Origin of the sequence: Corallococcus exercitus (assembly GCF_042231735.1) — a bacterium.
GTDB classification, from domain to species: Bacteria; Myxococcota; Myxococcia; order Myxococcales; family Myxococcaceae; genus Corallococcus; species Corallococcus exercitus_B.
Window position 1 is genome coordinate 6229204 of record NZ_CP102577.1, and the last position, 24248, is coordinate 6253451.

General features: G+C 69.6%; 22 protein-coding genes. 5 read left to right on the forward strand and 17 right to left on the reverse strand.

Features of this window, described 5'->3' with window-relative positions; genetic code table 11:
* Nucleotide 1: 1 nt before the first annotated feature.
* The 5 genes from NR792_RS24630 to NR792_RS24650 all read right to left on the reverse strand — a co-directional run bounded on the left by NR792_RS24630 (nucleotide 2) and on the right by NR792_RS24650 (nucleotide 3759).
* The gene (locus NR792_RS24630) at nucleotides 2–433 is read right to left on the reverse strand and encodes a hypothetical protein (protein WP_375755121.1); all 432 of its coding nucleotides are present in this window, start codon (nucleotides 431–433) and stop codon (nucleotides 2–4) included.
* A gap of 16 nt (nucleotides 434–449) precedes the next feature.
* Entirely contained in the window at nucleotides 450–746 is a 297-nt protein-coding gene (locus NR792_RS24635) for a hypothetical protein (RefSeq protein WP_375755122.1), read from the reverse strand.
* 71 nt (nucleotides 747–817) lie between these two features.
* Nucleotides 818–1129 (reverse strand): hypothetical protein, encoded by a 312-nt coding sequence (locus tag NR792_RS24640; protein ID WP_375755124.1) that lies wholly within the window; start codon nucleotides 1127–1129, stop codon nucleotides 818–820.
* A gap of 1183 nt (nucleotides 1130–2312) precedes the next feature.
* On the reverse strand, nucleotides 2313–2654 hold the full coding sequence (locus NR792_RS24645; RefSeq protein WP_375755125.1) for a hypothetical protein: 342 nt from the start codon (nucleotides 2652–2654) through the stop codon (nucleotides 2313–2315).
* Nucleotides 2655–3144: 490 nt separating this feature from the next.
* On the reverse strand, nucleotides 3145–3759 hold the full coding sequence (locus NR792_RS24650) for an Imm5 family immunity protein (protein ID WP_375761688.1): 615 nt from the start codon (nucleotides 3757–3759) through the stop codon (nucleotides 3145–3147).
* A gap of 842 nt (nucleotides 3760–4601) precedes the next feature.
* Here NR792_RS24650 and NR792_RS24655 point away from each other — a divergent pair.
* The gene (locus NR792_RS24655; RefSeq protein ID WP_375755126.1) at nucleotides 4602–6098 is read left to right on the forward strand and encodes a hypothetical protein; all 1497 of its coding nucleotides are present in this window, start codon (nucleotides 4602–4604) and stop codon (nucleotides 6096–6098) included.
* 74 nt (nucleotides 6099–6172) lie between these two features.
* Nucleotides 6173–6535: an ArsR/SmtB family transcription factor gene (locus NR792_RS24660; RefSeq protein ID WP_375755127.1), complete on the forward strand. Its 363-nt coding sequence runs from the start codon at nucleotides 6173–6175 to the stop codon at nucleotides 6533–6535.
* A gap of 58 nt (nucleotides 6536–6593) precedes the next feature.
* On the opposite strand, the gene NR792_RS24665 is transcribed toward NR792_RS24660, so the two are convergent.
* The 3 genes from NR792_RS24665 to NR792_RS24675 all read right to left on the reverse strand — a co-directional run bounded on the left by NR792_RS24665 (nucleotide 6594) and on the right by NR792_RS24675 (nucleotide 12543).
* Nucleotides 6594–7541 (reverse strand): hypothetical protein, encoded by a 948-nt coding sequence (locus NR792_RS24665; protein ID WP_375755128.1) that lies wholly within the window; start codon nucleotides 7539–7541, stop codon nucleotides 6594–6596.
* Nucleotides 7542–7735: 194 nt separating this feature from the next.
* Entirely contained in the window at nucleotides 7736–9301 is a 1566-nt protein-coding gene (locus NR792_RS24670; protein ID WP_375755129.1) for an ATP-binding protein, read from the reverse strand.
* Nucleotides 9302–9507: 206 nt separating this feature from the next.
* Complete coding sequence (locus NR792_RS24675; protein WP_375755130.1) at nucleotides 9508–12543, reverse strand: TonB-dependent receptor domain-containing protein; 3036 nt, start codon at nucleotides 12541–12543, stop codon at nucleotides 9508–9510.
* Between the two features lie 352 nt (nucleotides 12544–12895).
* On the opposite strand from NR792_RS24675, the gene NR792_RS24680 reads away from it, so the two are divergent.
* The gene (locus tag NR792_RS24680; RefSeq protein ID WP_375755131.1) at nucleotides 12896–13303 is read left to right on the forward strand and encodes a hypothetical protein; all 408 of its coding nucleotides are present in this window, start codon (nucleotides 12896–12898) and stop codon (nucleotides 13301–13303) included.
* Nucleotides 13304–13314: 11 nt separating this feature from the next.
* Here NR792_RS24680 and NR792_RS24685 read toward each other — a convergent pair whose 3' ends face one another.
* From NR792_RS24685 to NR792_RS24720, 8 genes are all read right to left on the reverse strand, one after another.
* Entirely contained in the window at nucleotides 13315–13689 is a 375-nt protein-coding gene (locus NR792_RS24685; protein ID WP_167497754.1) for a helix-turn-helix transcriptional regulator, read from the reverse strand.
* Between the two features lie 348 nt (nucleotides 13690–14037).
* The gene (locus NR792_RS24690) at nucleotides 14038–14646 is read right to left on the reverse strand and encodes a putative glycolipid-binding domain-containing protein (protein ID WP_375755132.1); all 609 of its coding nucleotides are present in this window, start codon (nucleotides 14644–14646) and stop codon (nucleotides 14038–14040) included.
* 75 nt (nucleotides 14647–14721) lie between these two features.
* On the reverse strand, nucleotides 14722–15546 hold the full coding sequence (locus NR792_RS24695) for a hypothetical protein (protein ID WP_375755133.1): 825 nt from the start codon (nucleotides 15544–15546) through the stop codon (nucleotides 14722–14724).
* A complete protein-coding gene (locus tag NR792_RS24700) occupies nucleotides 15506–15934 on the reverse strand; it encodes a hypothetical protein (RefSeq protein WP_375755134.1) in 429 nt (142 codons plus the stop codon). The genes NR792_RS24695 and NR792_RS24700 overlap by 41 nt, the downstream gene beginning before the upstream one ends.
* A gap of 122 nt (nucleotides 15935–16056) precedes the next feature.
* Complete coding sequence (locus tag NR792_RS24705; RefSeq protein ID WP_375755135.1) at nucleotides 16057–17295, reverse strand: metallophosphoesterase; 1239 nt, start codon at nucleotides 17293–17295, stop codon at nucleotides 16057–16059.
* Between the two features lie 189 nt (nucleotides 17296–17484).
* Nucleotides 17485–19896: an MYXO-CTERM sorting domain-containing protein gene (locus NR792_RS24710; protein ID WP_375755136.1), complete on the reverse strand. Its 2412-nt coding sequence runs from the start codon at nucleotides 19894–19896 to the stop codon at nucleotides 17485–17487.
* Between the two features lie 51 nt (nucleotides 19897–19947).
* A complete protein-coding gene (locus NR792_RS24715) occupies nucleotides 19948–20448 on the reverse strand; it encodes a hypothetical protein (RefSeq protein ID WP_375755137.1) in 501 nt (166 codons plus the stop codon).
* Nucleotides 20449–20490: 42 nt separating this feature from the next.
* Nucleotides 20491–21270, reverse strand: a complete 780-nt coding sequence (locus tag NR792_RS24720; RefSeq protein WP_375755138.1) for a class I SAM-dependent methyltransferase — start codon at nucleotides 21268–21270, stop codon at nucleotides 20491–20493.
* Between the two features lie 101 nt (nucleotides 21271–21371).
* On the opposite strand from NR792_RS24720, the gene NR792_RS24725 reads away from it, so the two are divergent.
* A complete protein-coding gene (locus tag NR792_RS24725) occupies nucleotides 21372–22673 on the forward strand; it encodes a citrate synthase (RefSeq protein ID WP_375755139.1) in 1302 nt (433 codons plus the stop codon).
* 95 nt (nucleotides 22674–22768) lie between these two features.
* On the forward strand, nucleotides 22769–23056 hold the full coding sequence (locus NR792_RS24730) for a hypothetical protein (protein ID WP_375755140.1): 288 nt from the start codon (nucleotides 22769–22771) through the stop codon (nucleotides 23054–23056).
* A gap of 75 nt (nucleotides 23057–23131) precedes the next feature.
* On the opposite strand, the gene ychF is transcribed toward NR792_RS24730, so the two are convergent.
* The gene (gene ychF / locus NR792_RS24735; RefSeq protein WP_014400380.1) at nucleotides 23132–24241 is read right to left on the reverse strand and encodes a redox-regulated ATPase YchF; all 1110 of its coding nucleotides are present in this window, start codon (nucleotides 24239–24241) and stop codon (nucleotides 23132–23134) included.
* Between the last annotated feature and the right edge of the window lie 7 nt (nucleotides 24242–24248).

The window sequence follows — 24248 nt, forward strand, 5'->3', positions numbered from 1 at the left end:
ATCACTTCCGCTGCTTGAGTTCTGAAATCCATCCATCCACGTTTGGGTGGCCAGTCTCCCGCAGGGCCTGGACAACCTCGGGCTTCAAAGCCTTCTCGATCTCCAAAACGGGCTCAGGGAAATAGAACCGTTCCGCGAGCCATCCCTGGTCGAACGACTCGACGCTGAGCGGCGATGCCCCGAATAGCTGTGTGTATTCAGGCTGACCGCCATACTCGGACCTGAGCCAGGCGAGGAAGAGGAGCTTCACCTGCACGAGATGCTCTTCCCGGCTCCAGGGAGAGCGGTCAGGTTCGCCCTTGTGCCAGAGCTGAGGCTCCATCAGCCACTCGATGTCACGGAGCCCCAGTGCCGAGGCCTGCTCCAAAACAGCGGGACTCGGCCTGATGAGGTAGTACGCCGCATGAAGCATCAGCCCGTCCTGATCTTTCAAGCGATTGGTTCCCAGGTCACTTCGGCTTCTCAAACTGACCCATCACACTGTCACGAACATCAGACAGATTGAAGTGGACAGCGACATGCTTGGCTTCCTTCGGGCAGAAGATGCCTGGATGAGTTCCCAACCTCTTCGCATCCTCCAGCGTAGGCGCAACCTTCAACACCGACTTGCATTTCGGGCAAAGCACCCAGCCGCCAGCCCGCGCAACCGCTATCGCAGCTTGATAATCCCCAGCATACACGGCCTCATCCACAGCCACCTCCCTCAAACGAGCGCCCCCAGTCTTCCTCTCGATGCGGGTCTTCAAGGCCTCAAGTCGTCTACAGAGCAGTCAACTCTAACACCCAACAAAGCAAGACCCAGAAGTTTCACACTCCATCAGCCGTAACCTGCGACCCAAGCCTGCTGGTCAATGAGCGCGATATCCCCCTCAGACAATGCCCTCCAAAGGAACATGACGGCCTCACGCGAAACTCCCGTCATGTGCCGAGGAGCAATATCCCCCTCGACGTTCTCCCACATCAGGCGTCCGGATGGATACAAACTCAAGCACCATTCCGTCTCATGTTTCACGGACACCGTCTGATGCTCACCATCGGCATCCTTCAGCTCGCGCCACAGTTTGCCGAAAACATCGAGGGAAGGATCCTTCTCAAACTCACCATTGAGGTGAGCAACAGAATACCCCATACCAACTCACAAGCAGCATCCACCGGTTCTCCACTTCGCCACGCACATGACGACGTAGGTCAATGTGGCTCTGGGAAAAATTCACACCCACAAATCTCTTGGCGAAGTCGTCTGGGTTGTTCACTTCACGTCACTGCTGGACTCGCTCGTTCATCTCCGAGATCGTGACAACTTCTGCAACTGGATCTCGGTCCCAGTGCATCTACTCAACTCAAATCGTAGCCAACCAGTCGCCCGAACAAAAACAGCATCAGCGCTCAGGCAACTCTCGCGTCCTCTCTTTCGCCCTCCCCAAAAGCATATCCAATCCAACATGATTCACCCTCTCGCTCCACTCTTGAAGATGAATCCGACACCTCCCTCGAATGGCGATCGGATATGCCTCAATGCGCTCGGATTTTCTTGCCTTGGCATACTGACGCGCCACAACCAAGCAGCCTGAGCAAAAAAAATACCCATCGCCATAATCATCAAATACGTAATCAGCATCACACACGACGTCCGCACTCGAATTTTCCCACACATGCAAACAGCACTGCGTGGACGGCTGCAATCCATGAACCCCACATTCAATCATGTCTCACCTCGGCTTACCGGCCGCCAGAAACATCTTGTAGACAAATCTACGCCATTCCGATTTGTTTTCTGGAACCTGACCGCCGCCAGCCTGAATCAGCAGACAGCCCACACTCGCACAGCCATTAATCTTCACCCCGCCGGCAGAAGCCCTTCAGCAACGGCTCAAACAGCCGCTACTGCGCGTCCGTGAGGTCCGATGGGTCGTGCTTCTCAATCTCCTCACGGTGCTCACCGCGCTGAGGTTCAACAACACCCTCTCACGCTTGACGAAGCGCTGCCTCCAACGCTTCGGGCTCAGCCGTGAGCTTTGACAGATCTACATCCAGCTCACCTGACCACCACGCCGGAACAAGTGCTGTTGCATGTTCGTAGGAACGGCAGGTCCTGCACCACTCCCAACTCGCTCCGCGCGACACGTACAACTCTCCATCAGCCACGACCTCAACCTTCTTTCCATGCTGATAATACCGATGAAGTGTTCGTGCGCCACAGACCGGGCATGGCGAGGACAAGTTTAAGCCCTCTCTTGAGCCTGCGAAGACAGCAGACCACTCCCGCAGGCACTCTTCCGGCACACCCCGCCAAGCCTGACCATGACCGGTGCTCATCTTTCACCTCGAATGAATGCCTCAAGGGCATTTCCGGCACCATAGGCGGTTCCATCACCAACAGACGACATATCTCCATGAGGCTTATGAATACCGCTACGCAGATAGTCGCGCCCATGACTCAATTCATGCGCGATAGTATTTGCAAGAGTGGCTTCGTCGGCAAGCGCGTCGGGGCCAACGCGAATAACCTCCCTCCTCATTGGCGCGGGTAGTCCCCAACTTTCCGCGAGGAAGCGCAGGGTCAAAAACCACCTCGATTTTCTGCCCGGATCCTCGGAGATTGATCCGGTACTTTTCAACAACATCCGCAATGAAAGAATCAGGATCAAGGGCATGGTCAAGCGTCCGCTCCATCGGAGACACCGGCTTGCCAACCATGTCGAGACTCCCCGCGCTTTCGGCACAAACGAGACGTCTGCCTATCCCCTTCGAGCACGTCCCACTCCACGAGACTTTCCGCACCGTCCCCAGACAAGACCCACTCGGCGGTCATCCCAGCCTCAAGCTCCTGGAAGTCGTGACCGTAGGCGTGGATTTGCTCAATGCGAATCGAGACTGGCCGATCTCCGGAACGAGTGGACGTGGCATCCCCTTCGGGTGTTCGCACGAACGTCCGCTTGAAGGCGACAGAGAAGACGTCGCCGACACGAATATTCCCCTCGTGGATTCGCACGCCTGCGCGGACACCACCTGGATGGGGAGTGACGAGCACCACGCCCACCTCGAAGCTCCTGCTCGTCATGACTGGGTCACCATTCTGAGCACTGACACTCCGCCAACTGCTTCGTCACCTCTACCGATGGTGACTTGCGAGGTACAGGCCAGTCAGCTCGCTACGAACCGATACGCATGGAATACAGCATCAGACAGCCACCACTCCCAGAATTGAAGCCGGCGCGCGGGGTCGGATGATGCGTCCCAGGGAGGCCCGCCCGCGCAGGCTGCCGCTGCAAACATGGACGCATCCATGTCTTCTGCATCGACCTGGTTGTCGCGAAGACCTTCATCCACCTCCGACTGCGGGAGCACCTCGTTTTCGAGGCAGGTGCGCAACGCCTGCACAGCGGAGAATCCCGCTGCTGCTCCTCGCGAGTCTTCGTCCGAGAAGGACAGCTCAACCATGTGGTCCCAGGCTTGCTGCCAAAGAGCGCGGGCTTCGCTCTTGTCGAGCAGCCCCGCGCACACCTCTTCCGCCGAATCCAGTGCCCAATGTGGCGTGCGGTCCTGTGGGTACTGCAATTCCCACAGAGGAAGCACATGCCGCGCAGTCGCGAGAGCGAGAGCCACACGCCGGGCATACCCTGACCCAAGGCCCAGTTCACGCCCCAGCGACATCCAGATCTTCCGCCGCATGCCCAACAGGAGGTCGTGCACGGGGTCCGCTCGCACTGACTCAAGCGCCCGTTGAAGCAGCGACTTCAACACATCGGGTTCACTCATCTTCAAGCCCCGCGTTCCGCCTTGCGGCCTCTCCTGCTTCTATTCAAGGAGCATCCGGCGGCAAATTCCCCCATGCGTCCGGATTCTCCGGCTCGGGTGTAAGCGCGAGCCGGGTGAACCGGCCGCCCTGAACCTCGACAACCGCCCACAGTTCGGTTCTGCAATTCGGGCAGCGCCCCAGTCCGTAAGCCCAGACGTCACGACCAACCGCCACTGGTTCAGGCCCCACAGGCGACCGCAGCATCTTGGGCGCAAGGCCCCAAACAACGTCACCCATCGAGAAACGCCTGTGCTCCAGGACGCCGATGTCCGCCTGAAAAGCCACCTCATTCAGGTAACTACAGGCACTGCACCTAACCAATCCCAAGAACTCATTATACCTGCTCATTGTTTCAATCCCGAGACATCGCGGCACTTGCTCCATCAAGTTCGCCTACAGCACACCTCCTTCAAGCACGTCCCACTCCACGAGACTTTCCGCACCGTCCCCAGACAAGACCCACTCGGCGGTCATCCCAGCCTCAAGCGCCTGGAAGTCGTGGCCGCAGGCGCTGATCTGCTGAATGCGAATCGAGACTGGTCGGTCGCCTGAGCGGATGGACGGACCATACCCTTCGGGTGTTCGCACTGGCGTCAGTTTGAGCGCGACCGAGAAGACGTCGCCGAGGCGGACAGGACCCGCCGGCGTCCAGTTGCGCGTGTCGCGGCTCCAGCGCTCGGAGGGAGGGACGCAGCGCGCTGGTCCTCCGCCCCAGGATTGTTGACCATGGGCTGGGGGTATTGAACCCGGCCTCGGATGGGCTTTACTGAACGGCGCTTCGCATTTCTCTCAGGGGGCTGAAATGCATTGTCGTTGGCTCGTCGTCGCGTTGACCGTGATGGCTGTTGGCTGCGCCCACTCGAAGCGGACACCCGAAGCGGAGCTGCCCAAGTACGAGCACGTCTTCCAGAAGCCCCTGTCGGAGGCGCTCGCGGCCACGCGCCAGCTGCTGGAAGAGCGGGGCCACATGTTCGAGGACACGGAGGATCCGAACCAGCTCGTCACCACCTGGTCCGACCCTGGCCGGCCCGGCACTCGCAACACCACGTACACGCGCTACCTGGTGACCGGCATCGCGCTGAGCCCGCGCCAGTCCGTCGTGCGCATCTTCCGCATGACGCAGCAGACGACGGGCAATGACACGGAGTGGAAGAAGCTATGGTGGAAGGTCTACCTGGAGCGCTACGAGCAGGTGTCCAACCCCTTCGTGAAGGAGGTGGATTTCGACCAGGACGACACGGAAACCAAGCGGCTGTCCATGCTGCGAGGCGCGCAGCACGGCACCCGCGACCTGGACCTGGAGCAGGCACTCACGCTGCGGCTGGAGTCCGCGCCCTCCGTGGAAGTCCTCGCCGGCAACGTGGCGGAGGAGAAGCGCCCCACCGCCGTGCGCGCGCCAGAGTTCTACCTGGAGCGCTGGAAGGATGAAGTCCCCGCGGAGGGTCCCTGCACCACGTCCGTGCGCGGACTGCCGGAGCTCCTGCACCCCGGCCTGACGCTCCTCATCGGCGAGCAGCTGGGCACCAACGAAGTGCCGGACGTAGTGGGCCACGTGGTGTGTCAGGCGGCCCAGACGGGGCTCGCGGTGGTGCTGGGCCTGTCGCTTCCGGAGACGGAGCAGGCGCGCGTGGACAGGTACCTGGCCAGCCCCGGCGCCCCGGCGGATCAGGACGCGCTGCTGGAGGGCCGCTTCTGGACGCGCACGTACCAGGACGGGCGCAGCAGCCGCGCGGTGCTGGACCTCATCGACCGCGCGCGGGCCCTGCGCGCCGCGGGCCTGCGGGTGACGGTGGTGGCCTACGACACGGACGTGCTCAACGGCAGCGAGCGCGACGCCGCCCAGGCCCGGGTCTGGACGAAGCGCCGCGCCTCGAAGCCAGACGAGGTCCAGGTGGTGCTGGCGGGCAACACGCACACGCGCATGGAGAAAGGCACGCAGTGGGACCCGGCCTTCACGCCCATGGCGCACCTGATGAAGGGGGACCGCTCGCTCGTCGTGCTGGAGATGAGCTACGCGCAGGGCACGCGATGGGGCTGTGACCTGGACCGCGACAGCAAGCTGGTCTGCGGCATCGTGGGTGCGACGCCCGCCCCGGCGGTGGCGGCCCGCGCCGGGCTGAGCCCCTACATCCAGCTGCGGGAGGCCTCCGCCACCGAAAGCCTCCAGGGCCTCTTGTACGTGGGGCGGCTCTCCCCGTCCCTGCCGGCCATCCTCGGGCCGAAAGCGGCGCCCCAGGCCGCGCCTCGCCCCACCCCGCTGCCCCCCGGCCACGCAGTGCCCGTACCCGGCGTCTTCTAGCGGCCCCTGGAAGCTTGAAGACCGTCAGCGTCAGGGTTGATCATTCACCCTGACGTTGACGAACCTCGTCCGCCATGGCCACCCCGTCCGCGCTCGACCGCACCCTGGCCGCACTCGCCGACCCCACGCGCCGGGGCGTCGTGGACCGGCTGCGCCAGCGGCCCCACCCCGCCGGAGAGCTGGCCGCCGCGTTCGACATGAGCCCTCCCGCCATGTCCCGCCACCTGCGCGTGCTGCGCCAGACGGGGCTCGTGGAGGAGCGCATCGACGCGGACGACGCCCGCGTGCGCGTCTACTCCCTGCGCCCGGAGCCCTTCGCCGCCCTGCGCGGCTGGCTGGACGAGGTGGAGTCCTTCTGGGCGGATCAGCCGGGCGCGTTCAAGGCCCACGCGGAACGCACCCGGGGCACGAAGCCCTCCAGAGGCCGCAAGTCATGACGGCCGACCGCGCCCGCGCCGCGCGGCCCCGCCCCACTTGAAGCAACCCTCCCGCTGACTACTGGCAGGCGCCGCAGTCCGCCGCGCAGCTGTCCGGCGTGTTGCTGCCGCCGCACTTCTCCGTCAGCTGGCACACGCCGTCGCCGCAGCGGTAGATGTCCTGGGGCAGCATGCGCGTGGTGATGGGCCGGTAGTTCACGCCGTTGTACGTGCAGCGCGTGTAGTACGTCCGCGTGGCGTCCAGCGTGCAGTAGTACCGGCACGCGCCCACGTGCTTCATCGGCGTGCACGCCGTCGTCTCACTCCAGGACGACAGGCCGCAGGTGCGCACCGTGCTCTCGTCGTAGTCCAGGTACGCGCCGTCGTTCGCCGCGAACGTGCCCTCGCCCGTGAAGAGGTTGCCGAAGAAGCACGCCTCCTTCTCATTGTATGTATTCAGCTCGTCCGTCGAATACGGCATCGCCCCGCCCAGCGCGTCGCGCCCCAGCACGGAGATGTTCACGTGCACGCCGTACTTGTTCGCGTGCGCCGCCAGACACGCGCTCACCACCTGCTGCTCCGCCACCGTCGCCGGCTGCCCCCCGGCCCAGCCCGGCGCCAATCCCAGACTCCCATTCCACGTGTAGCGCTTCCCCGTGGACGGCGACTGGTACGACAGCGTCATCCCCGCCCCCAGCGAGCACTGCACCACGTAGCGCATCACCATGTCCGCCGACGCGGGATCCTGGCTGAACCAGGTCTGGAACCCGTTCGTGGACAGGCCATTGGTCGACAGGCCGTTCGTCGACAAGCCGTTCGTCGACAAGCCGTTCGTCGACAAGCCGTTTGTCGACAGGCCATTCGTCGACAGGCCATTCGTGGAGGCGATGGCGTCCGAGGACTGGCCCATCACGTCGGAGGCTTCGTCTATTGAAGCAGTGCCGCAGCCAGCCAGCGCCGCGGCCAGCCAGAGCGCCGTCCAGGGGGAGGAACGAAATGGGGAGTTGCGAGGGGGATTGAGTTGCATGGGGACTGCCTCCGCGTGGGGGCCGCGCTGTGCCGCACGGCCTGATCAACCGGTAAACGCCCTCCGACGAAGCGAGCAGCGCCCCTGCCCTCCCGGCCCATCCCCTTCGGTCCTTCGCACAACACGCGCGGCGTGCGGCGGCGGACGCTCTTCCATTCACCGCACGGCGGCGAACGCTCACCCCTTCCAAAAGATCAGGCCGTCCGCGTGCGGCTCCGGCCCGCCTTCGCCTTGGCCTTCGGACGCGGAGGCCGCGGCAGCCGCACCGTGAACGTCGTGCCCTCCTTCTCCGAGGACGTCACCTCCACCGTCCCCCCGTGCGCCTGGACGATCTCCTTCACGATGAACAATCCCAGCCCCAGGCCGCCGTTGCGCCGGCCCTGCACGCGCTCGCCCTCACCCTGGCGGAACGGATCAAACAGCCGCTCGCGCAACTCCTCCGGGATGGGCGCGCCGGGGTTCTGCACCTCCAGCACCTGGTGCTCGCCCTTCGCCCAGCAGCGCAGGAACACCGGCGCCTCCGGGCTGCCGTGCTCCAGCGCGTTGCCCACCAGATTGGAGAGCACCTGCGCCAGCCGCTCCGCGTCCCACTCCCCTTCCGCCTTGCCGTCCACGTCCACCGCCACCGCGCGGTCCGGGTACGCCGCGGACAATTCGTCCACCACCTGCTGACACACCGCCCCCAGGTCCGTGGGGCCCTTGCGCAGCGGGATGCCGCCGGCCAGCCGGGCGCGCGTCAAATCCAACAGGTCCGCGATCATGTTCCCCATGCGCGTCGCGGAGGCTTCAATGCGTTGCGCGTGCTGCCGGTGCTGTTCGGGCGTGCACTCCAGCGGCCCCCGGCGCTTCTGTGCCCGCGCCGACAGCACGATGGCGTTGAGGGGGTTTCTCAGGTCATGCCCCAGGATGCCGATGAAGCGCTCGCGGAACCTCGCCTCCTCCACCATCGTCTCCATCTGGCGGGTGCGCTCGGTGACGTCCATCATGGAGCCGATCATCCGCACCGGACGCCCCTCGTCGTCGCGCGCCAGCACGCCACGGTCCAGCACGTGCGCCCAGCTGCCGTCCGCGCGCTGGAAGCGGTACTCCTCGCTCCACACGTCGCCCGTGGACGCGACGAACTCCACCAGCCGGTCCACCACGCGCTCGCGGTCCTCGTCGTGCACGCGCTCGCCCCACCAGCCCAGCTTGTGCTCCAGCACCGCCGTGGCGTGGCCGAACGCGTCCCCCGTGCCCGGGTCCCACCGCACGCGGTCCGTGGCGAAGTGCCAGTCCCACAGCACGTCATGCGTGGCGCGCGTCGCCAGCCGGTAGCGCTCCTCCGCCTCGCGCAGCGCGCTCACCGTCTGCTCCGCCCGCGCGAGCGCCGCCTCCACCTCCTGCCGCGCCGCCCGCTCCCGCTCCGCCTGGTGGGCGTCCGCCGCCTGCCCCTCGTCGCGAGGCAACAGCCACAGCGCCAATCCCTCTCCATGACGCACCACCACGTACCGCCGCCCCGCCGGGTCCCCCGGCACCAGCCCCACGTGCGGCACACCGCGCATCAGCACGCGCACGAACGCCGCCACGTCGAACAGCGCGGTGCCCTCCCGCGACCACAGGGACAGGTGCCGGCCCAGCTCCAGCGAGCGCACCCAGCCCTCCGCCGGGACGTTCATGGACGTCCACCGGAAGTCGAGCGCTTCGCCTGTCTCCCCGTGCAGCGGCTCGAGGAGGATGCAGGGCGTCTCGCTGTCTGCGGGCAGTTCCCATGCCGGAGCCATTCCCGGCCCCCAGGACAAACCCATCATCGTGCTCCCCCCGACGCTTCGGGCCTGTCCCCCACCCTCTACGTCGGTGCCGGGCAGGCTGGAAAAACCCGCGTCTCATGGAATACTGACACATCTGGCCACGAGTGGAGCAGCCCTACAGGGCAGGGGGCGTGAAAAAGTGCTCACCCCCGAGCACTGGCCCTACCCTCCAGGACAGGTCAGTACCGGCCCTTGACGCCGATGATGGGCAGGGCGATGGGCAGTCCCACCGCGCTCTTGGTCAGGGGTTGCCGGCCGCCGCCCAGGTAGTCGAAGCCCAGCGTCTCCGTGTTGAGGGTGACGTTGAGCATGTCCAAGTAGGCCTCCAGGCTGAAGGTTTCGTAGGCCCAGGCCTTGGAGACGCGCAGGTCGAAGCGGAAGAAGGACGGCAGCCGGTCCACCTGATCGCGATCCACCTGCACCCACGTGGGGCGGCCGTCGCGGTCGGTGCCCTCGCGGTGCGTCTGGCTTCCCAGGGTGCCGTACTCCGGGCGTCCGCTGTTGAAGTGGAGCACGCCCCCCAGGGTGATGTTGTTGGAGAACTTGTGACTGACCACCAGGTTCAGGATGTGTGTCTGGTCGAACGCGAAGGGCAGGTCCGCGGAGTCCTCGGAGATGGCCCGACCTGACGAGTCATACCGATAGAAGGTGGTGCGCCGCGTGCTGCGCTGGAGGCTGTAGGAAAGCCAGCCGAACCAGTTGTTTCCCAGCGGGTAGCGGATGAGCAGTTCCAGCCCATACGCCAGGCCATGGCTGCTGAAGTCCGGGAAGTCCCAGTCGTCCCGGCTGACGGGCGGCGGGTCCACGTCCACCTGACGCGCGCGCACGCGGCGGAAGCCGTTGGGGCCCACGTCCTCGCCGGGCGTTGGCGGCGGCACATCCGGGTCGCCGCCGCCGTCCAGGTCGTCGGTGAGGCCCTCGTCGGAGAAGGGCGTGAGCTCGATGGTGCGGAGCATGGGGTTCACGTAGACGTCCAGCCCCACCTCCCACTTGTCGAAGGCCTTCCACTCCACGCCGGTGGAGAGCTGCACGCCCTCCTGGAGGCCCAGCAACAGACTGCCCACGTCCACCACGGGCAGGCTGATGAGGGTGGTGGGCGGCTGGTGGAAGATGCCCGCGCCGCCCTTGAGCGTCACGGTGTCGGTGAGCTTGTGGCGCACGGTGAGGCGCGGCTCGATGACCTTGTGGTCGAACCCGCCGGACAGGTGGTAGCTGTCCAGGCGCAGGCCGGGCACCACCGTCCATCTGTCATTCGGTGTCCACACGCCTTCGGCGTACGCGCCGGTGAAGGTGGCCAGCGCCACGGGCACGCGCACCGTGTCCTCCTCCACCTCCTGGCCGTTCTCCACCGTGAGCACGTCCACGATGGCGCGCTTGTGGTCCACGTCCGCGCCCGCGCGCAACAGCAGCCGCTCATCCAGGGGCACGCTGTAGCCCACGCGCCCGGAGAAGGTGCCCTGGTCGATGTGGATTTCATTCCCGCTGTCCGGCCCGCGCGACACGACGGCGAAATCATCCGTGCCCCAGGTGCCGCCCACCTCGAGCTCGCCCTTGCCCAGCGGGTGGCGGCCGCGCAGGTCCACGCGGTGGAAGGCGATGGACTGGAGCGCGGTGTCGCTCTGGTCGTCCTGCGCCTCGGAGCCGAAGGTGTCCGACGAGCCAAAGGCAAACAGCCGCAGCTTGCCCCGCCCCACGTCCTGCTCCACGCGGGCCTGGTAGTCCCAGAAGTCCAGCACCACCTTCGGGTTGGTGCGCCCTGGCGGCGGCGGGTCCTGCAACTCATTGGCCGCGAGCGCGATGATCCACGGCGTATAGGAATAGCGGCCCGCGAGGCTGACGTTGGTGCCGGTGGACTTGAAGGGCGTCTCGATGAAGAAGCCCGCGTTGATGAAGTCCGCGTAGGCGCTGCCGTGCACGCGGTCGTCGCGAGGCCGGGTGAGGCGCCCGTCGATGGCGCCGCCCATCAGCCGGCCGTACTGCGGCGGCGGTGAGCCCGGATAGAAGTCGATGGCGTCCAGGAAGTCCGGGTGGATGACCGCGGGCCCCAGGAACAGGTGGAAGAGGATGGGGATGCGGATGCCGTCCAGGAAGTAGCCCGTGGACGCGGGCTGGCTGCCGCGCACCACCGGGTACGCCACGCCGGACAGCATGCTGCCCACGCCCGGCAGCAGCATGACCACGCGGAACGGGTCGCCCATGGTGCCGGGCACCTCGCGCAGCTCCGCGTCGTGCAGCGTGACGCGGCTGACCTCCGTGCGCTCGCGGTCGCCTCGCACCACCGTCTCGTAGGGGTTCACCACGAGCGGCTCCAGGCCGTAGACGACCTCCAGCGACTCGGTGGACTTCAGCGCCTCGCGGAACAGGCCGGGCTTGTGACCCGGGGCGAACACGCGCACCGCCTGGCCACCCGTGGGGAAGCGCGCCTCGAAGCGGCCGTGCTCGTCCGTCTGCACCGGCGAGTCCGGCGCCGCGTCCGACACCAGCGTCGCGCCGATGAGCGGCCGGCGGTTGCCCTTCTGCCGCACCAGGCCCTTGAGGGTGATGGGGCCCCGAAGCTCGGAGCCCGCGAGCGTGCCCCCGTCCCCACCGGTGGCCACCGGGACGGGCGCCTCGAAGCGGTACTCGAAGAACAGGCGCACCGCGACGGGCTGGCCCTCCATCATCGCGGGGGAGAAGCGCAGGGAGGGCGCCGCGTGCAGCGCGGCCTCATTGAGCAGCGGGTGCACGCCCTCCACCAGCGTGGCGGTGTCCACCTCGCCCGCCTCGTCCACCAGCAGCTCCAGCTTCACCGTGCCCGCCACGCCCTCGCCCACCAGCCGGGGCGGGTACGGCGCGGGCGAGTCCTGCACCAGCGCGGGCGGCACGAAGGCGGCCAGCGCGGGCCCGCCGTCCCCCGCGTCCGGCGCCGCGCCCGCTTCCAGCGCCCAGCCCGCGTCCGTGCGCTGGAGGCCCGCCTCCTTCACGACCGTGCCCGCGCCCCCGTCCTGCCTGTCGTCCCCCTGCGTCCACGGCGCGTCCATGCTCCGCGGGGCGGCGCCGGTGGTGAGGTTCTCCTCCGTGACGGGCAGGCCCGCGTCCAGCGTGTCGCCCAGCCGGGCGCTGCCGGGGTCGGCTTCAGGGGCCTGGGCGCGGGCGGGGAGCACCGGCCACAGCAGGCACAGGGAGAGCGCCAGCGCGGCGGCGGGCCAGGGGGTGCTCCTCTTCGCGAAGGTCATGGGCGATGGCGTTCGTGCAAGGCAGGTCCCGGCCAGCACCCATGAGGCCAGGGGATGTCCGCCCTGACAAGCGCTGCCCCGTGACGCGTGCCATCACCGCCCGGCGGGGCCCGTGCCGGCGGCGCCCCCTTTCCGCTGGAGGACATTTGCCCTCCGCGTCACGTCGCGCCGTGGATGCCCTGCACCGTCTTGGGGACGGGGCGCCCCATTTCGGATCCATCCCCACCTTCCAGGAAGTCGCCCTTTCCCATTCCCCGGACGCCATGGAACGCCCCAGCCCTCCCAGGCCGCTCTCCAGCGACATGCCCTGGGCACGGGTGCGTGCGGCCTCCGGCGTCACGCGAGCCTGCTTATGATTCCCCCGCCGTCCCTGCGCTACCTTCCCCACGGACTGCTCGCGTCACTGCTGTTGTGCCTGATGTTGATGCCGCTGCTGTTCCCGCCGTCGCTGGCGCGCGCGGGGAACGAAGGGCCGGACACCTTCATCGACGAGGGGCCCCCGGGGGCCACACCCTCCAGGGAGGCCACCTTCGTCTTCACCGCCACCACGCTGAAGCCCGTGTTCTGGTGCTCGCTGGACGGCAGCCTCTACATCCCCTGCGAGTCCCCGTGGCGCCTGAAGGACCTGCCCGTGGGCGAGCACACCGTGGACGTGTACGCGGTGGACGTGAACACCGCGCACCGCGACCCCACCCCGTCCGGCTGGGTGTGGCGGGTGACGGAACCGGGCACGGCCCGCCCTCCCGCGTCCGCGCGCTGAGGCGACGGACGCTAGCGGCGCGTGGGCAGGATGGCGCTGGCCACCAGGCTCATCAGCTTGAGCTGGGGGCGCGGCAGCCGGCGCACGGCGCGCAGCAGGCGGCGCATCTCTGGCAGGTCGTCCTTGTCCGTGGAGTCCTCCTCCCACAGCCCCGCGCCCGCCGCCGCCGCCACCGCCAGCCCCAGCGACGCGTCCGCGGACAGCTGCAGCGCCAGGCACAGGCGGAACAGCGTGGGCACGCTGGGCATCATCTTGCCCCGCTCCAGCCGGCCGTAGACCTCCGACGCGATGCCGACGCGGTCCGCCACGTCCGCCTGCGTGAGGCCAGCCCGCAGCCGCGCGGCCCGGGCCGCCGCCCCCACGCTGACCGCCAGCTTGCGCTCCAACTGCCGCCGCGACAGTGCCGCCGCCGACGCGGGCGCCACACGGGGCTTCTTCCGGACGCGGCCGGATGCGAGAGGACCTCGGGGGTGGGTTTTCACCACATCAACCTTGCACGTGACGTCCGGTGGGGTGGCCGTAAGGTTCGCGGCCCCTCCACCGCCGGAACGGTTCAGAGGTCGTTATAACCCGCCACGTCACCCGGGCCCATCCCTATATGACAGGTAGTCCTGCATTCCCCCGTCCACTGGAAGGGCGTCGTTCACGGCTCCATAAGCCTACATGAAACGACACACAATCCCCCGGAGGCGTGAAGGATTGTCCGGGTTGGGGCGCCAGGGTTGCGCCCGGGCTCAACCGTCCGACGAGGCGACGCGTTCCCAGCCGTCCGGGTAGTGCGTGACGAGCCCCAGCGCGTCGGTGTCCAGCTCCCCGACGAAGGCCCCGCCCGCGCTCTCGTAGCGGTAGCGCGTGGAGGACAGCCGGGTGTAGCGCTGCTCCAGCCGCTCCAGGGACAGGTCCGGCAGCCGCACCCACGCGGCCGTCACGTCCCGGGCCTGGCCGGGCTCCAGGCCCAGCCGGCGGATGGGCAGGGTGTTGGTGGAGGGGGTGACGCTCAGGTCCACGTCCACGCAGCCGCGCAGCTCCGGCAGCTCGCGCCCGTCGCGCCACCAGCGCTGGTGGTCATCCACCTGGAGCACCAGCGTGCGGCGCGTGCCGCCCTGGTGCAGCGCCAGCCGCGCCTCGCGCGTGTGCCAGTCCGGGTCGCACGCCACGGTGTAGCGCACGAGCAGCGGCAGCCCCTCGCCCACCAGCACCACGGTGCCCGTGAAGAGGGGCCCCTGCGCGGACTCCCACAGCTCGAAGTGCTCGGTGCCGGGGGACTCCAGGCGCCGCCAGGTCAGGGCCTGCAGGCAGCGGCCCTCGGGCGTACCGCCGGGCCGGGCGGTGCGCGCCGTCACGGGCCGGCCCTCCGCGGGCCCCCGGGACTCCCGAGCCCCTGGAGCCTCACCGCGTGGCCCCCGGGGCCAGCGGCCTCACGGCGCGCCCCGTCCGGCGTAGAGGCAGTCCAGCGCCTCGTCCAGGAGGCACAGGGCGGCGTCGCTCCAGCCGCGCAGCCGCTGCTGGGGCGTGGGGCGGCCCACGTGGGGGATGAGCTGCGCGTCGGCGGCGTCCTCGATGAACTGCGCCTGCTGCTCCGGGTTGAGCTCCGCCCAGCGCCGGTGGCCCACGGCCTTGCGCCAGTCATAGCCGTCCCCCAGGTACTGCGCCGCGAGCGCACCGCTGAGGTAGCCCGTGCCGCCGTGCTGGTGCTGCCACACGTGCGTGAGCTCATGCACCAGCAGCCGGAAGCCCACCGCGCCGTAGCCGGGAGGGATGAAGAGGACGTCGCCGTGGGCGAACGCGCGGCCCGGCAGGCCCAGCAGGCCCAGGGCGCCTTCCTTCACGCGCACGCAGCGGTAGTCCAGGCTGTCGCCGAAGATGGGGCGCAGCCGCTCCACCTCCGCGTCCGTCAGCCGGCGGCCCACGGGCTCCAGGCCCGTCACCACCTGCACGGCGGACAGCACGCGCCCGCCCAGCATCAGCACCAGGTCCACCGGCACCTGCGCCACGCGGAACAGGCAGCGCTTGAGCTGCGGCAGGCCGTCGCGCGAGCGCCCCGTCGCGCAGCGGGCCATGCCGCTGGCGAAGAGCACCAGCGCCAGGTACGCGCTGCGCGCGGCGCCCGCGGACGCCCCGGCGACGCCGGTGAACAACCCGTGGCCCGCGTCCGCCACCCGCGCCGTCAACGGCGCGAGGCGGGGAGCGGCACGGCGGGAGTCACGGACGGCTTGCGGATTGAGCGAGGTGGGAGACCCCAAGGACCCTCTCCAGGAGCGAGCGCAGCTCACCGGCGCGCCAGGGCCGGCCGAGTGCGAAGTGGGTGTGGCAGCCCGTCGGGACGGTGGCGCTCGCTTCGGGACGGAAACCGGAGGACAGGAGGATGCGCGGGCCGTGGAAGCCCCGGTCCACCAGCCGGCAGAGGAAGTCGCTCACGACGCGGCGATCCGCGTCCAGGTCCAGCACCAGCCCGTCCACCGCCACGCCCAGGTCCAGCCGCCGGTCCGCCGACGTCGCCCCCAGCGCCGTCACCATCCGGCACCCCAGCCCCACCTCCCGCGCCACCGCCAGCCGGACCTCGGGGGCCTCGGAGACCACCAGCAGCACCGGCGCCGCCTTGCCCCTCCGGGGCGCCGCGATCGGGACCACCGCCCCGCGCCGCGCACCCGGGACCGCGGGTGCCGTGGGACGGCTGAAAGCGAATTCCGGGACAAGGAGGGAAGACGGTGCGGTGGCCACGTCCCGAACAATAAGCAGCAAGAACGGAAATATCAAGCTTGGCTTGAATCACCGTCAGAACGGGGAGCTCCTACCAGGGTGAGGGCCGCGATCTCCGGGGCGGGGCCCAGGCGCAAGGGGGGGCCCCAGTAGCCGGTGCCGCGGTGGGTGTAGACCCGGGTGCCGGCGACGGTGGCCAGGCCCTGCACGACGGGCTGCTGGAGCTTCACGAAGAACATGAAGGGGAAGATCTGCCCGCCGTGGGTGTGGCCGGAAAGCTGGAGGTCCACGCGCAGGCCCTCCAGGGACAGGGCGGTGCGGGGCTGGTGGGCCAGCAGCAGGCGGGGCACGTCCGGCGGGGCGCCGGCGAGCGCCAGGTCCGGGCGGCTCTTGAGCGGCGGGTCGATGTGGCCCGCGTCGTGGTCGGTGACGCCGGCGACGACGAGGCGGGCGCCGCCGCGCTCCACGACGCGGTGTTCGTTGGTGAGGACGGTGATGCCCAGCCGGGCGACCTCGGCCATCCAGGCGCGGGCGCCGTGGTAGAACTCGTGGTTTCCGGTGACGTAGTAGACGCCCAGCGGGGCCTTGAGGGACGCGAGCGGCGTCATCTGGTCACGCAGCTGGTCCACGGAGCCGTCCACCAGGTCGCCGGTGATGGCGACGAGGTCCGGCTTCAGGGCGTTGACCTGATCCACCACGCGCTGGAGCCACACGCCGTCCAGGGTGGGGCCCACGTGGACGTCGGACAGCTGCACGACGCGCAGGCCCTCCAGGCCCGGGCCCAGGTCCTTCAGGGCCACGGTGGTGCGCTCCACGCGGGCCCTGCCGCGCGCGGTGACGAAGGCGAAGGCCACGGCGGGCACGACGGTGCCCAGCACGGCGGCCGCGCGGCCCCGGGCGAGCGCGTGCATGTCCGTGACGGCGCCGGAGAGGGACAGCGCGGCGCCGACGACGTCGGAGGCCAGCACGGCGGTGAGGAACACGCCGAAGGCGCCCAGCCAGACGTACGCGCCCCACTGGATGACGCGGGAGAAGCCGGTGGCCTCACGGCGCGCGGCGCGGAAACCCGCCAGCAGGACGAGGTAGCACAGGCCCAGCAGGCCCCATCCCAGGGCGGCCCAGGGAGCGGGCCAGCCGGGGGCGGTGAAGAGGCGCAGGCCGATGTAGACGTGCAGCAGGGTGGGCAGGCCCAACCCCAGCAGCAGCGACAGCACCCACCGCCACCCCGGAGCACCGGCCGAGCGCCGGGACCGCCGCGAGGGAGCTTCTTCCGAGGACACGTCCGTCGTCACGCGCGCCACCCTGTCGTCCCGTAAGCCGGGACGCCTTCGAGCGCGGGAAGATAACGGCCACCCCCACGCCGTGCCCGGCGACCCCACTGGACGCCTGGCGGGCTCCTCCTGGAGGACACGGCCTCACACCCAGAAAGCCTGGCTACGGCCACCCCGCCCCGGATCATCCGGAGCAGGCCCCGGGGCGCTTCAGCTCCGCGCGCGGCGGCGGCGCGCCAGGGCGCCCAGGCCCACCAGCGCCCAGACGCTGATCATCCCCGCGGGCGCCGCGCCACAGCCACAGCCCACGTCCAGGTCGGTGGGACCGCGCACCTGGAAGCCCACCTCCGGGGACCTCGGCCCGGCCTCGCCCTCCTCCGTCACCGCCTGCGCGACGACCTTGTGCGCGCCCGTCGCGAGCGCCGTGTCCGCCGTCAGGATGTGGCGGAAGACGCCTTCGTCGTCCGCGGTGGCGGTCGCGAGCGTCTTGCCATCCAGCTCCAGCAGGACGGACGTGCCCGGCAGCGCCACGCCCACGAACATGAAGGTCGGATCCACGGTCGCGCCCTCTTCGGGCACCAGCACCATGGGCGTCGCCGGATCCGCCGTGCCCGCGTCGCCCTGCGTTCCGCCGTCCGCGCCGGGCACCACCACCTCGAAGCCCACGATGTCGGAGAACGGCCCGTCATCCCCCGCTTCGTTGTGCGAGTGCACCGTGACCTTGTGCGTGCCCACGCTCAGCGCCTCCGACTCCGGCACCTGGTAGCGGAAGCGCCCCAGCAGGTCCAACGGCACGATGATGTCCGGCCCGTCGTCAATCACGACGCCCACGTTCACGCCATTGGGCGCGGTGCCGGCGAACAGCGGCGTGGGACCCACCGTGTCCCCGTTCGAGGGCACCACCAGCACGGCCATCTGCACGACGCCGCCGTCCGCGAGCACCACCGCGGGCGTGGAGAAGCGCACCGGCGTGGACGGCTTGCTCGCCACGCCCAGCGACTCCGCCCAGGCGACGACGTCGTGCGTGCCCGCGGTCAGCGGCGTGGTGGGGTCGTAGGTGAAGCGGCCGTCCGACCCCGGCACCGCCGCGCCAATCTCCCGCCCGTCCACGACGAGGTGGACGACCGGCCCGTTCGTGCCCGCGCTCCCCTCGAAGCGCGGGCGCGTGGTCGTGGACGCCTCGCCCGACACCGGCGCCGTGATGACGGGCGTGACGGGCACCTGGAAGGCCAGATCCACCTGCTGCACCGTCCCCGCGGACGTGCCGCCCGTGGACGTCCCTCCGTCAGGCAACGGCCCCCCGTCCGGAGTGCCGCCATCCGCCGTGGCGGCCGGCGTCGCGCCGTAGGAACCCGCGCCCGGGTAGCTGGACACGCCCGCGCTGCCCGCGCTCACGTTGGCGAAGCACGCGACGCCCCTGCCCTGGAGCAGCACCCGGCCACCGGCACCGCCACCGCCCGGCCCGAGGGGCTCCTTGTCCAGCCGCGTGTCCCCGCCCGCGCCCCCTCGCGCCTCCACCGCGCCGCAGTTCAGGACGTCCGCCGCGCGCAGCACCACCGCGCCGCCCGCGCCACCGCCGCCCGCGCCACCATCCTCCAGGGACGGTGACGCCGCCATGCCGGAGGCGCTGTAGACACCCTTCCCCTCGAACGCGGAGGACCGGATGAACACCACGCCACCGCCCGTCGCGCCGCTGGAGCCGGAGTGGGTGTAGCCCTGGCCCGCGCCGCCGCCACCGCCGAACGCGAAGCGCTCGAACACGGAGTAGTTCAGCGCCGCGCCGCCCTGCCCGCCCTCGTCGCGCTGCCCGTCCCACGACGCCGTGCGCCCGCCCTGGCCGCCCTGGCCGCCGTGACCGCCACCGCCGCCGCCGGAAGCCGCGCAGTTGCCGCCGCCGCCGCCGTTGGTCAGGTTGCCGCGCCCGGTGGTGATGCCCGTCCTGGAGGCACTGCCCGCCACACCCTCACCGCGCGCGGATCCGCCCTGGCCGCCATCCAGCTCCAACCCGGTGCAGCCCCTCAGGTCGGTGGCGCTGGATTGGAAGAAGCCGCCCAGGTAGCCCAGGCCGTCCACGTCGACGCGGCCCTCGTTGACCACCTTGCCCGTCACCAGCATCGCGAGGATGCCGCCGGACTTCCCGTCCCACGGCGACGCGGTGAGCCGCGCGCCCGCCTCGATGACGACGTCGGAGTACTCGGCCACGCGCACCACCTGGGCGCGTCCCGCCGTGTAGGCGTAGCGCAGCGGCGCGGTCAGCAAGAGGGTGGCGGGCGTGGAGGCCGTCACCACCACCACCCGCGCCAGCTCCCAGCGCCCCAGCGCGACCGCCCCCGCCAGTGACACGCCCTTCTGGTTGCCCACGTCGGGCACGGACGACAGACCGGTGCTCTCGTGGATCAGCACCAGGTCGCCACCGGAGAAGTCCATGCTGAACACCACCAGCTCGTCGTCCCCCGCCGCGGCACTCTTCCCCAGGGGGCCATCCACGCCCAGGGTCAGGGTCTCCCCCGCGACGACGGTCAGCGCCCCGTCGCGTCCGGAGCCCAGGCCAAACGAATCCGGCTCCGCGCGAGCGACCTGCGCCAGGAGCAATCCAACGATGAGGGCCAGCGTGATGCGCATGCCCCCATGGTGCCCCACCGGGCGTCCAGGGTCGAGGGAGGCCCGGCCGCTTCAGCGCGACGCAACCAGGTTCTGGAGTCCCCGCGCGTTGACGGGCGCGAAGAAGGGCTGCCGCAAGAGTCGCCCCAGGGCGCGGCGCTCGACGCACAGCAGCTGGAGCGAGTCCTCCCACTCCCCCAGCACCGCCACCGCGCGCACGTCGGCCGCGTCGCGGTACAGGTCGTTGAGGTTGTGCACGAGCGCGGACACGTCCTCCACCTCCCAGCGCTCCGTGACGTCACCGGCAGCGACGTGCAGCTCCAGCGCGGGGCGCTCGCGCACGTCCACGACCTTGAGCCGCCGGGCCGCGCCGCCCATGGCCGCGGTGAGCGGGCCCACCAGCTCATCCGGCCGGACGCCGTACCCCACGGTGAGTCCGCCCACGAGCAGGCCCGCTTCGCACAGCCGCAACATCGACACGTGGGGAGGCTCGCCCTTCGGCAGCAGCCCGGAAGCGGCGGCGGAGTCCTTGAGCAGCCGCTCGCGGTCGAGCGCATCCAGCAGGGAGGCCATGGGCCGCGCACCCTATCAGGGCTCCTCGCCCGCCCAGCAACTTCACGGGCGCTCCGCGACGAGCGCGAACACGCGGTGGGGAACGGACATCGGCTCCCGGGGGAAGCGCGCGGCGAGGAGCGCGGCCAGCGCGGCGTCGAAGCGGGCGACCTCTTCAGGCGGGAGCATGGCGCCGATGCGAGCATTGGCGCGCATCCGTCCGCGCCACGCTTCGTGGGTGTAGGGCGTGAGCGTGTCGAAGGTGAAGGACGTGAGGGACTGGAAGCCGGCCACGCCCACGTCGCGGAACCACTGCGGGTAGATGCCCACGCCCTGGCCGAAGTGGTCCACGGCCAGTTTGACGCGGGGGCTGAACTCCTCCACCAGGGCCTCGGTGGCCTCCAGCAGGTTGCCGGGCAGGGCCGTCCAGTCGAAGTGGCAGAGGATGAGCTTCCCGCCCGGCTTGAGCAGGCGGAAGACCTCGCGTCCGGCGGCGGCGCGGTCGAACCAGTGCCAGCACTGGCCCGCGAACACGCGGTCGAAGGCGCCCGAAGGCAAGCCGGTGTTCTCCGCGGGCGCCTCGCGGAAGTCGATGGTGAGGCCTTCATCCCGGGCGAGTCCGGCTGCGGCCGTCAGCTGCGGCGCGGAGACGTCCAGCGCGGTGACCTGGCAGCCGCGCCGGGCCAGGTTGCGCGCGACGGTGCCGGTGCCGGTGCCCAGGTCGAGCACGCGCAGGCCGGGCGTGAGCACGCCGTCCTGTTCGAGCCGTGAGTAGAAGGCGTCCGGGAATCCCGCCCGGTGCTTCGCGTAGTCCGACGACGTCCGTCCGAAGTCCACGTTCATGGTCGCTCTCCTTCGCCAGGTGTGGCCTCGCCCATGGGCGGTTCAACTCGACAGGAACGTCCAGTCGAGTCGAGACTCCACGCCCGGGAGGCACGCGAAACATGGTGCGTCGTGCAGGGGGACGTTCTCAATCTCGATTCGACCATCCAGTTGAGGAGGAGCTGCTGCGCGCGGAGGAGGCAGCCGCCCTCCTGGGCGTGAAGCGGGCGACGCTCTACACGTACGTGAGCCGGGGGCTCGTGCGGTGCGTGCCGGAGAAGGGCACGAAGGAGAACCGCTACCTGCGCGCGGACGTGGAGCGGCTGAAGACACGTCACGATGCTCGCGCGGGCCACGCGGCGGTGGCGTCCGGAGCCCTGCGCTGGGGTGAGCCCGTCATCGACTCGTCGGTGTCACGCATCAGCGAGGAAGGACTCGCATACCGGGGCCACGACGCGGTGGAGCTGGCCGCGAAGGGACACCGCTTCGAGGACGTCGCGGAGCTGCTGTGGGCCGGGCAGCTGCCACTGCAAGCCACGTCATGGCCCGCGCCGGAAACACCCGTCAAAGGCGCGGCGCTGTCCCCCGCCGCCCTGGGCGCCCTGCTCCCGCGAGACACCCCGCCCCTGTCCGCGCTCGCCGCGCTGGTGCCCCTGCTCGCGGCGAGCGACGCGGGCCGCTTCTCCGCGCCCGCGGAGCAGGACCGGGTCCGCGCGCGCAGGCTCATCCGCCACCTGGGCGCGTGGGTCTGCGTGGCCCAGGCACCCGGCCGCGTGTCGCGCGCGGCGAGGGAAGCCACGGTGGCCGCGTCACTCGCCACGGCCTGGGACGCGAAGCCGAAGCGGACCGCGGAGCTGATCAACCTGGCGCTGGTGCTCTGCGCTGACCACGAGCTGAACACCTCCACCTTCGCGGCCCGCGTGACAGCCTCCTCCGGCGCGGACCTGTACGCGTGCCTCAGCGCGGCGCTCGCGGCCATCTCCGGCCACCGCCACGGCGGCGCCTGCGACCGCGTGGAAGCGCTCATCGCGGAGGTCGGCCGCCCTGAACGCGCCGCGCAGGTCGTCCACGGCCGCCTGCGCCGGGGCGAAGCCGTGACGGGCTTCGGCCACCGCCTCTACCTGAAGGGCGACCCGCGCACGCCGCCCCTCCTCGATGCCGCCTTGAGCGTGAAGCCCGAGTCCCTCAAGGTCCGCGTGGCCCGCGCCGTCATGGACACCATGCGCGACGCCGGCCATCCGCCGCCGTCCCTGGACTGGGGCCTGGTGGTGCTCGCGGACGCGCTGGGCCTGCCCTCCGGCGCCGCCACCGTGCTGTTCAGCCTGGGCCGCACCGCGGGCTGGGTCGCGCACGTCCTGGAGCAGCGCGAACAGGGCCACCTGCTCCGCCCGCGCGCCCGCTACGTGGAGCCCCCGCCCCGGTAGCGCCGTGAAACATCCCGAGCCGTTGTCACATGGCGTGCACGCCGCGCGGCTTTCCGTTTGGCACCCCAGCGCCCCGTGCACACACTGCCAGCCCCGTGAGCACCTCCCGCCCGACCCTGCCCTATCCCGCCCTGATGTTGCTCGGCAACGTGGCCTTCATCGCGTCGTGGATCGTCATCCTCAAGCGCCCTGAAGGCTGGCAGCTCGTAGGCCCCGTGCTCCTCGCCCTCTTCCTCGGCTTGCGCGTGGGCGGCGTGTGGAAGTACGCGCTGGGCAGCCCGGACCCCTCGGGCCGCGCGAAGCGCTCCGCCATCTTCTCCACCGTGCTGGCCGTGCTCGCCGTGGGCCTGTGGGGCTACACGTGGCTGAGCGGCCCCCGCTAGAAACGAAACGGGCGCCCCTTCCGTGAGGGGAAGGCAGCGCCCGTCGTCACTTCCAACAGCGGGGAAGGCCCCGCGTCAGACGTTGAAGCGGAAGTGCATGCAGTCGCCGTCCTGCACGACGTACTCCTTGCCTTCCACGCGCAAGAGGCCCTTCTCCTTCACGGCCGACTCGCTGCCCAGCTTCACCAGGTCCGTCCACGCGAAGACTTCCGCCTTGATGAAGCCGCGCTCGAAGTCCGAGTGGATGACGCCCGCCGCCTGCGGCGCCTTGAAGCCCTTGTGGATGGTCCACGCGCGGCACTCCTGCTCGCCCACCGTGAAGTACGTCCACAGGCCCAGCAGCTTGTAGCCCTCGCGCACGACCTTGTGCAGGCCCGGCTCCGTCAGGCCGGAGTCCGCCAGGAAGCCCGGACGGTCGGACTCGGGGAGCTGCTGGATCTCCGACTCCAGCGCCGCCGCCAGCACCACCACGCCCGCGCCCTCCTTGGCGGCCATCTCGCGCACCGCCTGCACGCGCGGGTCCGCGTCCTCCTTGCCAATCTGCTTCTCGCTGATGTTCGCCACGTACAGCACGGGCTTGTCCGTCAGCAGGAACAGGTCCTGGATGGCGGCCTTCTCTTCGTCGGTGAGCTTCTGCGCGCGCACCGTGATGCCTTCATCCAGCTTCGCCTTGATGCGCTCCAGCAGCGCGACCTCGGCCTTGGCCTCTTCGCCGGCCTTGCCGCCCACCTTGGTGTTCTTCAGCGAGCGCTCGCGGCGCTTCTCCACGGTCTCCAGGTCCTTGAGGCACAGCTCCGTGTCGACCACGTCCCGGTCCCGCACCGGGTTCACGCCTCCCTCGACGTGGGTGACGTTGTCGTCCTCGAAGCAGCGCAGCACGTGGAGCACCGCGTTCACCTGCCGGATGTTCCCCAGGAACTGGTTGCCCAGGCCCTCGCCCTTGGACGCGCCGCGCACCAGGCCGGCGATGTCCACGAACTCCAGCGACGTGGGGATCTTCTTCAGCGGCTTGATGAGCGCCGACAGCTGGTCCAGGCGGTCGTCCGGCACCGGCACCACGCCCACGTTCGGCTCGATGGTGCAGAACGGATAGTTCGCCGCCTGCGCGCCCGCGGCGGACAGGGCGTTGAACAGGGTGGACTTGCCCACGTTGGGCAGACCGACGATGCCGATGGAGAGAGCCATGATGGAT